Annotated in this window: 6 protein-coding genes; 4 read left to right on the top strand and 2 right to left on the bottom strand. The window is 57.8% G+C overall.

Annotation, left to right across the window (positions count from 1 at the left end; all coding sequences use genetic code 11):
* Both LB536_RS03040 and LB536_RS03035 read right to left on the bottom strand, forming a co-directional pair.
* Positions 1 to 1,991 (bottom strand): DUF4347 domain-containing protein (locus tag LB536_RS03040; protein WP_224590061.1); only part of this gene is annotated, 1,991 nt, incomplete at its 3' end.
* Positions 1,992 to 2,081: 90 nt separating this feature from the next.
* A complete protein-coding gene (locus LB536_RS03035; protein ID WP_224590060.1) occupies positions 2,082 to 2,396 on the bottom strand; it encodes a hypothetical protein in 315 nt (104 codons plus the stop codon).
* A gap of 831 nt (positions 2,397 to 3,227) precedes the next feature.
* Here LB536_RS03035 and LB536_RS03030 point away from each other — a divergent pair.
* From LB536_RS03030 to LB536_RS03015, 4 genes are all read left to right on the top strand, one after another.
* Positions 3,228 to 7,004, top strand: a complete 3,777-nt coding sequence (locus tag LB536_RS03030) for a glycosyltransferase (RefSeq protein ID WP_224590059.1) — start codon at positions 3,228 to 3,230, stop codon at positions 7,002 to 7,004.
* Positions 7,005 to 8,783: an FkbM family methyltransferase gene (locus LB536_RS03025; RefSeq protein WP_224590058.1), complete on the top strand. Its 1,779-nt coding sequence runs from the start codon at positions 7,005 to 7,007 to the stop codon at positions 8,781 to 8,783.
* Between the two features lie 61 nt (positions 8,784 to 8,844).
* On the top strand, positions 8,845 to 9,702 hold the full coding sequence (locus tag LB536_RS03020) for a hypothetical protein (RefSeq protein WP_224590057.1): 858 nt from the start codon (positions 8,845 to 8,847) through the stop codon (positions 9,700 to 9,702).
* A gap of 141 nt (positions 9,703 to 9,843) precedes the next feature.
* A complete protein-coding gene (locus tag LB536_RS03015; protein WP_224590056.1) occupies positions 9,844 to 10,560 on the top strand; it encodes a hypothetical protein in 717 nt (238 codons plus the stop codon).
* Positions 10,561 to 10,746: the final 186 nt, after the last annotated feature.

Genomic DNA, 10,746 nt, shown 5'->3' with positions numbered 1-10,746 from the left:
CCCGTGTCGCCAGTTGCACCTGTTGCGCCTGTAGAGCCAGTCGCTCCGGTTGCCCCGGTCGAGCCAGTCGCTCCGGTCGAGCCCGTGGCACCGGTCGAGCCAGTCGCTCCGGTAGAGCCGGTTGCACCAGTAGAACCTGTGGCACCCGTATCGCCGGTCGCACCTGTGGCTCCGGTCGCACCAGTCGCTCCGGTCGAACCTGTCGCTCCCGTGTCGCCAGTTGCACCTGTTGCGCCTGTAGAGCCAGTCGCTCCGGTTGCCCCGGTCGAGCCAGTCGCTCCGGTGGAGCCTGTCGCCCCAGTCGAACCTGTGGCACCCGTATCGCCGGTCGCACCTGTGGCTCCGGTTGCACCAGTCGAGCCAGTTGCGCCGGTGTCGCCAGTCGCTCCGGTTGCGCCGGTCGCTCCGGAATCACCAGTCGCACCGGTCGAGCCTGTGGCCCCGTTCGCACCGGTCGAGCCAGTCGCACCGGTCGAGCCAGTCGCTCCAGTATCGCCAGTCGCACCGGTCGAGCCAGTAGCACCGGTAGAGCCGGTCGCTCCAGTAGAGCCCGTAGCGCCTGTATCACCCGTGGCTCCAGTCGAGCCGGTTGCCCCAGTATCGCCAGTCGCACCGGTCGAGCCCGTGGCACCAGTCGAGCCAGTCGAGCCGGTGGCACCCGTATCACCGGTTGCTCCGGTATCGCCGGTCGCACCTGTGGCTCCGGTTGTACCAGTAGAGCCCGTGGCGCCGGTATCACCCGTTGCCCCAGTCGAGCCAGTTGCGCCTGTGGCGCCGGTTGCACCACTCGCTCCGGTCGCGCCAGTCGAACCTGTGGCGCCCGCATCGCCCGTCGGACCTGTACTGCCGGTCGCACCGGTGGCGCCAGACGCACCGGTCGCACCCGTGGAGCCAGACGCACCGGTCGAACCCGTGGCACCTGTCGACCCTGTAGCCCCGGTTGCGCCAGACGCACCCGTGGAGCCAGTTGCTCCTGTCGAGCCTGTGGCCCCGGTTCCGCCGCTCGCTCCAGTTGCACCCGTTGCACCTGTCGCTCCGGTGGCACCCGTGGATCCGGTAGCACCGGTCGAGCCAGTAGAGCCCGTGGCACCAGTTGCTCCAGTGGGACCCGTCGGCCCTACTTGCCCTTGCGAGGTGAGGGTTAGGTTACCCCCATTGAAGTTGTTGTTGCCGTCGGGATTGGCAGCGCCAGGTGCGAGACTATACTGCGGAGGATTGGAGCCGGCGATGGGAGAAAGAGTGCCCATCACACCGAAATTGGCATTGTAAATGATATAGGTATGAGATGTATCAGGAATTGTTATCGTTGCGGCAAAAGAAAATACCAATCCGTTGGTTGCAGATGGAAGTTGAAAGCTTCCAACTACGGTGTCATCTGCATGAGATGCTGTGTTTTGTGTATCGACCAAATAATATGTGTTGACGTTACTGCTATTGCCGGGGCCGGTAATCGCGCCGGTAACCGTCAAATCGCCCGATGTAAGCACCCCGGCGTAACTGGTCACGCCATCTTGGGTCAATGGCGGCAGGGGCGTGGACGCGCAGACGCGCACGGACAGTTCCCAGGCGCCGCCCAAGGCGGCTGCGCCAACCAGCGATCTCGATGCGCAAACGTCCGCGACGACGGCCGCTTCCAGCGCCGCTACGAACGTATCGCCAATATTCCCCGCCGCCGTCTCGCAGCTCCACAACCGCAACTCACCGTCCGCGGCAAGCGCCCTGCCAATTGCGGCAAAATCGTCAGCCGCTTCCTTCAACGTGGCGACCGACCACTCTCCTGCAGTGAAGCTAACCCGCCCCGGCGCGCCATGCGCCATGATGTGCACCGCGTCCAGCCCTTCGCGCCCTGCGAGCGCCGCAGCGATCTGCCGCGCCGCCGGCCAGCGGCCGTCGAGCACAATCGCTTGAACCTCGGGTCGCACGTTGCCGAGAATGGTCTGGAGGTCGGAGACTGAGGGGTCGACAAAAAGAATTTCAGAGGCGCGGGCCATGACTGGCTCCTGTTGGCTTCGAATTCTATTCAAGCGGAAACCGCCCACCGGCCTGGCTGGCGAGCGCTGAGGACAACAACTTGAGACGCGTCATCTTCCGGACGGCCCGACAGCACCGTCGGGACGTTCTACGGCGGGGGTCTCTACGCGCAGGAAGCTGGCGACCTGGAAATTCCCGCCATCGTCAAACGTGCCAATCGCAAGTGAGCCGGCTGCGGCCGGAACCTTGATGGTGATAGCGACGGCGAGGCTTCGCTTGACGGCCTTGGGAAGAATGACCTGACCGACGATGGCGCTCTTGGCCGTGTCCAGGATCAAATAAGGCACGTTTTCGGTCGAGTCGCCGATGGGCAAGACGCCTCTAACGGCAACTTCCATGACCGCAAACCCTTCTATGTAGCTCATCATTTCCTCCTCGGTCAGCGACGATTGCGCCGCGCCTTTCGTGTTCGGTCTTCTAGAAGCGCCCGACCGAGCGCGACGCGACCGGTCTGGTGGGTGGGTGGGCAGACGCCGGGCACCGTTGTGCACCACGTGTTCCGACGGCGCGCTGCGCTGGTTTTTGGATTTGTTCGTCTGGCAAACGGCAGCCCCGATAGCCGATCCCTAGATCGGTTCCGAGGTCCGGCCGCGCATGGCTGGGGGGTGGCGAAGCCAAGGCTTCACTCTTCCTGCGATGCGCACGCGATTTTACCCGACTCACGACTTCACTCCCGTCACGTCCACGCCGATGTCGCGGCGAAAACTCGAGAGGGAACTCCGGAACGGGAACCCGTCCGCCTCCAGAAGAAGGACAAACATATGCGCGGCAGCGCACGCTTTGCGAACGCACCTGCTTCAGCCGCGAAGGGGCCTAGCTACTCCAGAACTCCTAAAACCCTCTCAAGAACGCCAACCCACCCGCGAAACTGCGCGAGTGCACTCAACGCTGTATATTAGTAAACCAAAAATTAGGGATTTGTAAACTATAAGCGGACGGATAATTGATCAAGAGGCGGGCGCCAGCCATTCCTTGTCGGCAATTGCTGAAAATTGTTCTTGAGAACCTAAGACTTAACGTCTCCTCTCCAACTCTAGCCATGTCGCAAATGATCAAGGTCGGGCGTGGCACGCCTCTGGCGGGTGCCAGTTAGAACCACGCATCAACGTTTCTCGATCTTGACGGCACCTGGCAAATGGCGGTGAACTATGTCGAGGGGCGTGACGGAACCGCCGCACGGAGCCGACGATTCACAGATGACAAGCCGCAAGCGCCTCTGCCTCAACATGATCGTCAAGAACGAGATGGCGAACCTACAACGCTGTCTCGGGGCGGTCGTCGACCACATCGACTGCTGGGTCATCGGCGATACCGGCTCGACCGATGGGACCCAGGACTTCATCAAATCGTTCTTCGCTGCCCGCAACCTGCCGGGCGAGTTGCACGAATTCCCATTCCACAATTTCGAGCAGGCGCGCAACGCAGCGCTCGATCACGCCTATGCCTCGCCACTCGCTTACGACTATCTGTTGTTTGACGACGCCGACATGGAACTGGTGGTCGAGGACGCGGGCTTCCGCGAGCAGCTCGACTGCTCGGGCTACCGGCTTCTGCAACGCTCGGATTCCGGCCTGGCCTATTGGAACACGCGCCTGGTCAGGCGCGACGCGGGCGCGCGCTACCACGGCGTGACCCACGAATATCTCGACGTGCCCGAGGGCGTGCAGGAACTGCGTGGCGCCTGGTACAAGGACCACGCCAGCGGATCGAACCGGGTCGACAAGTTCGAACGTGATGCGAAGCTTTTGCTGGAGGCCCTCGAGAAGGATCCGGAAAATCAACGCTACTGGTTCTACTTGGCGCAATCCTATCGCGACGCCGGGCGGACGGCGGAGGCCGCGGTGGCCTACGCCAAACGCGCCGCCATGGGCGGTTGGGACGAGGAAGCGTGGAACGCCCGTCTGCAGGGGGCTCGCTGCCTGCGAAAGCTCGGCGACGAGCCTGGCTTCATCGGCGAGGCTCTTGCCGCCTTCAATCAACGGCCGCAACGTGCCGAGCCGCTCTACGATCTGGCCAGGTTCTACCGCGACAAGGGCATGAACGATGCGTGTGTGCTGTTTGCCGAAGCGGGGCTGGCCATCAAGCGACCCGAACAAGACATCCTGTTTCTCGAGGATTACGTCTACACCACAGGCCTGCTGGAAGAGTTTGCGATCGCCGCGAACTATTCGCGCGATCCTGAACGAAAGGACCGCGGTTTCGCGGCCTGCAACTGGCTGGCGCTGAACCGGACCATCGGTGAGGGCCCCAGGGAGCTGGCGTGGTCCAACCTCTTCTTCTATGTGCAGCCCGCCAAGACAATGATGCCGTCCTTCAGCGCGCGTCCAGTTGGCTTCACGGCGCCTGATGGCTATCGCCCATCAAACCCGTCAGTGGCTCGATTGGGCGACCAGATTGTGCTCTTGCAGCGGACGGTTAACTACACGCTGGCCGAAGACAACCTTCAGTACGACACGCCGGGCGGAGCGCCTGTTCACACGCGCAATTTCCTGCTCCGATTGAATGACGAACTCGCCATCCAGTCCGCAAGCGAGATTTTGCCGCCGGTTGATATGCCGGAGCCCGGTTACGGCCGGGTTCTCGGATTTGAGGACATGCGTCTGTTCGCCTGGCGCGATGAGCTGTGGGGCGTCTCCTGCGTGCGCGAACTGACACCGGAGGGTTGGTGCGAGCAGGTCGTCGCACGTATCGACGAGAAAGATTCCTGCCGGCTGACCGACTGGCACCCGCTCCAGCCGGCAGGACCGCGGGTGCACGAGAAGAACTGGATGCCGCAAGTCAAGCCTGGCACGGCGGGGGCAGGGGCAGAGACGCTGCAGTTCGTCTACCTCTGCGACCCGACCCGGATCGTGGACGAGCGAGGCGCGACGGTCAGCGAGATACCTCCCGCGATTGCCGCCCAACGGTTCAGGGGCGGGACCCAGCTGATCGCCTTCGCCGGCGGGTGGCTCGCCTTGATTCATGAAGTGCAGTGGCGGCCGGCGGAGAAGCGGCGTTACTACCTGCACCGATTCGTCTGGTTCGACGAAGCAAACGCGTTGCGAAAGGTGAGTCGCCCGTTCTTCTTCGACAAAAAGGGCGTTGAATTCGCTGCAGGGCTGGCGTGGCACCCGGACGAAAGGCGTTTGCTGATTTCCTACAGCGTCACCGACAGTGAGTCCTGGATCGCGACCGTCGAGGAGGCGGAGGTGAGATCGTTGCTGCAGGATGTGGATAGTCTGCCATCGGGCGCGGCTGATACTGCGTCCCGGTTGACGCTGGCCTCGAGACATGGCGCGGCGGAAGCAGGGATCAAGCCTGACCGCTCTGACCATGGAGCCATGGGTGACGCAAGCCGGGCGCCATCGCAAGGCAAGGACTTTGGGGCCGGCGGCATGAAGTCGACAGACGAAATCTTTCATGAGTTCGCGCCGTTCCTGCGCAACGTCGATTCCCCGCCAGAGCGACGGGAACGATCGCGCCAGTTCGATGCGCGGATTTCTCCGTTCCTGGCCAGCGACGACACCGCGCTTCCGCAAATCAACTGCTTCTATCAGGTGATGTCCGACAAGGCCGAGCATCGTACCCTTATTGCCGCCACGACCTCGATGCGGGCAGCGGGCCATCCGGTGCGCGTGTGGAGCTACGCGCCAGAGAAGCTTGCGTTCCTCGTCCCGCATGGGGTCGAAGTCCGCAATGCCGACGACGTCATGCCGCGGGCTTTGTTCGAACGGATCGTCTCCGGCTCCGAGATCAGGTATTTCAGCGATATCTTCCGCTACGCCCTGTTGTACGAGCATGGCGGGCTATGGATGGATTCCGACGTCATCCTGCTGCGGCCGTTCCCGTTTCGTGGCGATCATTTCTTCAATCTGCAATGGCGCGGATCGCACAGGGGCCACTTCATCTGCGGCAATGTGATCTATGCCAAGCCTTATAGCCATCACCTCAGGGCGCTGTACGAGTTGTCGATCGAGCGCTTCCACACCGCACACGGCAAGGAATTCGGAGACATCGGCCCCAAGCTTTTGTCCGATTACATTGCCTCCGACGCGGGAGCGGAACTGCGGGAATGGGTGTTCAGCCCGATGTTTTTCAACACCATCGATTGGAATGAGATCGACCGGTTCGAGAAGCCGATAGCGGAATTGGCCGACTATCTGAACGATGACCGTGTGTTCGGCATCCATCTGTGGACGGCGCGCAACGAGGCCCGGCCGGGCGGCGAAGGGAAGCCACTGATCTCGTCGCTGATCAGCCCGTCCGACAGCTTCCCCAGCTTCACAAGTCTCGCCGATCGCTTCAATACCGACAAGAACAGGCACACAGGCAACCGTCACTGCTATGCGAGGATCTACGATCGCCTGTTGTCGAGCCGAAAGTTGTCCATGCGGCGACTGATGGAGATCGGTCTGTGCCGCAAATTGGCGGACAATCAGAGCGAGACGCCTTCGGTCGCGCTTTGGCAGAGCTATTTTCCCTACTGCCAAGTGGTTGGCGTCGACCTCACCGATTTTTCCCGACTGAACAATGAGAGATTCAAATCTTTTGTCGGCGATCAATCCAAGCTGGCGGATCTCCGCGTAGTCAAGGCGCAACTCGAGCCGGTGTCGTTCGACGTCATCATCGACGACGGGAGCCACGCCTCTTTTGACGAACAGCTGACGCTGCGCGAATTCTTCCCCCTCCTCGCCGAGGGCGGCTGGTATTTTCTTGAAGACCTCGACTGGCAGCCGCCGGGCGAGGACCTCGGCAAGATCACGCTGACCAAGACCGTGTTGCGTGAAATCAAGGAGTACGGCACGGCCCGCTCGGTCGATCCGCTGGGTGTGAGCGCCCTTGCCGATCAGTTCGCCGAAATACTGTTCTTCGACAGCCACTATGAGTTGAGCCGGGCCAAATTGCTCGGTGGCCTGGTGGCAATCCGCAAGGGCGCTTCGGGCATTGTCACTAGGCAGGGTCTATCACAGCGCGCGTTGAGTGAGGGGGCTTGATTGAAAGTCGCGGTCTATACCATCGCCTTGAACGAAGCCGCAAACGCCGAGCGCTGGGCCAATTCGGCAGTCGATGCCGACTATCGCATTGTGGCCGACACCGGTAGCACCGATGACACAGTGGAACGGCTGACCAGTATGGGCGTGACCGTACATCGGATCGCAGTTCGCCCATGGCGATTCGACGACGCCCGCAACGCCGCCATGGCACTTATCCCCGCCGACGTCGATGTGTGCTGCACGATGGACATGGACCGGTTTCTCGAGCCCGGTTGGCGGGCGAAGCTCGAGGCGGCCTGGACCCCCGAGACGACTGCCCTCTATTGCCAGACGATCTACAGGGCGAGTGTCGACGACCCGACGCCGCTGCGAAGCTGGCCGGCGAAGAATTTTCATCACCGCTGGGGCTATCGGTTCAATCGACCTGTCCATGAGGCCCTGGTCTTCACCGGAGAGAGGGAAGTCACGGCGAACAGCAGCGACATCGTCATGTTCGAGGTGCAGGATCTCACCAAGCCGACAAGGAGCAGCTACCTGCCGCTGATGGAAGTGGCGCACAAGGAAAATCCCGACGACGCGCAGATATGCTTCTGGCTCGGGCGCGATCTGATGTGGGCCAACCAACAAGAGCGGGCCGTTCCGCTGCTAGAGCGCTACCTTGCATTGCCGACAAGCAAGTGGGCGGAAGAGCGCTCCGAGGCGATGCGCTACATCGCGCGCATGCTACCGGAGCAGAGATTGTCCTGGCTGGACAAGGCCCGGATGGAAGCGCCGCACCGGCGTGAAATCTGGCTGGACCTGGCCGAGGAGTTTCACGGCAAGTCCGACTGGCTGAACCTCTTCTGGGCCTGCACCAACGGGATCGAGAAGACGCACCGGACCGGGAGCTATCTCGACGACGCGAACTGCTGGGGCTTTCGGCTGTACGATCTAGGTGCCATCGCATCGTGGCATCTCAATGCAATGGACCGCGCCGTCGAGTGGGGGCAAAAAGCGCTTGAACTAGACCGTGCCAATCAGCGGCTTACAAATAATCTGAGCTTCTTTCATCGCCGCTGGGGAGAGATCCAATCGGAGTCAGTCAAGAGGCAAATTCGTAGCGAGCTGTTTTCTCGCATTAGCCAAAAACCTGTTAAACTGTTGCAGGTCGGGGCCAACAACGGAAGTTTGCTTTACGACGCCATAATTGATTTCGACTGGAGCGCGATACTTGTAGAACCCGTTCCATATATCTTTGACGAACTGAAACGGCGCTACGACGGCAGATCAAATATACAACTTCTAAACGTTGCAATCCACCCCGACGAAGATCGAAAAAGAATACCCTTCTACGAGGTTAAAAAAATGGAGTACCCACCAACGCCATGGTACCATGGTTTGTCGTCATTTGACAGAAAAACTATATTGTCTCACTCCGACTTTATCCCTGGCCTGGACGACCTGATCAGTGAAATCGTGATAGAAGCAAGGACTATTTACAGCGTTATCGAAGAATTTAAGGTTGATGAGATCAATTTTCTAATGGTAGATGCCGAGGGGTACGACGCGACTATTGTTAGGAGCTTTCCGTTTGACAGGCTCCACCCGAGTTTAGTCATCTTCGAAGGGAAGCATGTTCCGGGCGAAGAACTAGAAATCACCGAGAAGTTATTGACAAAGGCGGGTTACCACTGGGTGCCAATGCAGGATTGGGAGAATAACATCTATGCAATTTCGCGCCAGATAATGAGCGATGACGAGGCTCGATTTGTAGGTAATCTAATCGCACAGAAATCGTGAAAATCGTCAAAGAAAATGGTCACGGCTCGTACCGGCCACATGGTAAAGAGTTGTTAGTAAAATGGTAAAATATAAAGTAAATAGCGATGGAAAGATTGACGATGAAGCTGTATTTCAGCCATTGGTATATACGGCCGTGTATGGATCAGACGTATACTACGAGTCATTGATGATATTTTTGGAGTCAATAGTAAAGTATGGAAAGTATGATGGGAAGATCGCGATATTTTCTGACAGAAAAAAAGAAGAAATGGCAAAATATATACCGGAATCGGTATCTGACCGAGTTGTCATTGTAGCGATGGATCACAAGGACTATTCTCAACGCTACGTATCCTCTAGTTTCGCAATGGAAGATTTCTCGCCTATAATTTATTTCGATAATGACATAGTTTTTAATTCGAGCGTGCACCCAATATTGCAGAGGGTTGCGCAGGCTTCCGGTATTTGCGTGGTAACAGAGAATGAGTCGTACCCCGAAATGTCATCAAAACGGATTGCGGATATAACGGATGACAGGCGAATAGGTAATTGGTGGGGGCTAGAAATAATTCGATCGGACTCAAACTGCTCAGATAAGATACTTCCTTTGGCTAATTCTGGGATTATTGGGTGGAGTGATTATTGTATCTTTAGAGCTGTAGGAAGACTTGTATTTGATTTGTATCACTCAAAACCAAACGAGGGCGTGGCAAAATGGTTCGGAGATCAACCATTTCTAAATTATGCTTTGGTTAGAACAGGGCTGGTAGACTATGAGGCACTGCGCAATACATGTCGCTTTTTGGGGTCGACTGAGAGCTTCTCAGGCGAACGACGAGGACTGGTTCACTTCAATTGGGCAAGAAACGAGGACAAACCCAGGCGAATGAGGGCTTATATGGACTACCTGATACTCAACAAGGTCAATGAACCGTAGAAGCAAACTGAGTATCGGGCTATGCGCAGGGCTATCGGCGGTGAATGGGAGCTTCAAATCGCTGTCCAGCGTCGACAAATTTTCCTATAATCGTGTCAAAAGCAGACTGAATACAGAGGGTCCGCTGCAAGGGTAAGATTGATGGGTGTTGATATATATGTTCTTGATTTTCTTTTGAAATTTCGGGGGCGGCCGCTTGGTGAGACCTTGTGGTTAGGACGCCAAGGTTACCACATTCAAGACAGTAATTTGGGAGACTCAATCCTTAAGTCGTATGACAGACGAGTATCGATAGAGAGTATCAAGGGAGAGACGGGATATTGCGAAGAACTTTTCAAATATCTGGGAAGCAGGAGAATAATCTCGCTTGATTATTCTGGTTTTGAGGGTTCGGAGATAATTCACGATTTGAACGAGGAAGTTTCTGTGGATCTTGTAGATAGGTTCAACTGTATTTTTGATGGCGGTACAATTGAACATGTATTTGACACACGGATGGCATTTTTGAATGTTAAGAAGATGCTAAAGGTAGGTGGTTTATTCTTGCTGGTTGACGGCGCAAATAATTTTCTCGGGCACGGACTATACCAGTTTAGCCCAGAGCTATTGTGGAGAACATTTTCGCGCGAAAGCGGATTCGAGATAGAGTTAATGCAACTAGTTGACGACGTGGGGAAGCCCAATCCACGAGACGTTCCTGACCCGGCTGTTCTCGGGCAGCGCTCAAATATGACAATGAGCACTGCCAGAACGTACGTCCTCATGGCGGCCAGGAAGACATTTGAGAGTTCAGACGGCGAGCAGAGAGTTTTCCAAAGCGATTACGTTGCGGCGTGGCAAAGGTCAGGAAAGGCCTAATGAGCGCAAGCCAGCAAAGGCGTTCGCCAAATCGCGGGCCAAGCTCATTTGATTACGCGCTATGCGTCCGCAACCTTTGCCCCTTGCAGAGCGGTCGGATATCAGGAATCCAAGTGCGGAGGCGAGATTTCATTACATTATTCGCGGGTTTGGCGGCTGCAGGCACAACCTTTGCGGCGCCGGCGC

The sequence above is a fragment of the Mesorhizobium sp. ES1-3 genome, from assembly GCF_020164795.1.
GTDB lineage: Bacteria > Pseudomonadota > Alphaproteobacteria > Rhizobiales > Rhizobiaceae > Mesorhizobium.
Note: the sequence above shows the minus strand (reverse complement) of the source record. Positions and strands in the feature narration are given on the sequence as shown.